This is a genomic window from Staphylococcus sp. GDY8P85P, from assembly GCF_017892405.1.
Lineage (GTDB): Bacteria > Bacillota > Bacilli > Staphylococcales > Staphylococcaceae > Staphylococcus > Staphylococcus borealis.
Genome location: NZ_JAESLA010000083.1, coordinates 1 through 1,045, shown reverse-complemented (window position 1 = coordinate 1,045; position 1,045 = coordinate 1). Strand labels below are relative to the sequence as shown.

1 protein-coding gene is annotated in these 1,045 nt (G+C 24.6%); it reads left to right on the top strand.

Going from position 1 to position 1,045, the window contains the following annotated elements:
- Window positions 1-173 precede the first annotated feature (173 nt).
- A partial coding sequence (locus KA828_RS13030) for an ApeA N-terminal domain 1-containing protein (RefSeq protein ID WP_210126365.1) occupies window positions 174-1,045 on the top strand: 872 nt, incomplete at its 3' end.

The window sequence follows — 1,045 nt, the reverse complement described above, 5'->3', positions numbered from 1 at the left end:
TTTTACTTTGCAACAGAACCTAAATAATTCTCATATATCAAGCAAAGTGACAGTTGCTATAAATTCAATAACTTATTTTGTATGATTAGGGTGTACTCTAAAAGCACATACACTCTGAAATTAAATGATATAATATAAATACTATTTTATATTGGTAAGCAAGGAGTTTATTAATGAAATTAAAAAAAATTAGTAATACTGATACTTTTGAAATATCTGGAACATTAATTATATCTGATTTTAAGGAAGCTGGAATTTTAAAAAGTGATGGTAGTAATTATCAATTATTATTTAATACTGATATGGATTATGAAGAAAGAATAAACCAATGCCAATTTATTACTGCAAAAGGAGAAACATTGTATCTTAGAAACGGTATTTTATCGAGGCATACTATAAATTTTCCAGGAAGTAACGAATATGAGTATTTATTCACTCAAATTTGGGTATCTATTTCTCATACAGAGATTCCTAAAACTTTTGATAGCATAAGTGTTAAATTTAGTGATCTAAAAGAAAATATAAATCACATACCATTTGATATTAAAAGGGATCAAACAAATAATGAACATACTATTTCTATCGATAAAGCTAATCTAAAGAAAGAAATAATTTCATTGAATGAAGTTCGTCTTTCTTCAGCTTGTAAAATAAATCGTAAAAGAACTAGATTTAACGAAATCACCTTTCAATATGAGAATTCACTAAAACTTGAGTATAAAAACAATTTAACTAGTGATAAATGTATTTCAGATGCCCTTAATATTGCTTACATTTTTAGCTTTATAACTAATGAAAAACATAAAATTGAAAGTATCATATTGTATTCTAAAAAAGAAGCTTTTAGGGTTTTTGTAGATTTACCATTCAATTTTAAGGAGCACCATAAAACAAAAATTACGTACGTTACAAAAGATTTCCTTAATAAATATTTATCAAATATTTATTCTTTTTTTTATAATAATCATGATTCGTTTCAAGATATATTTTCAAATTATATTAAGTTAATGTATACGCCAAAATTTATAGTCAAGTCCAGACTCCT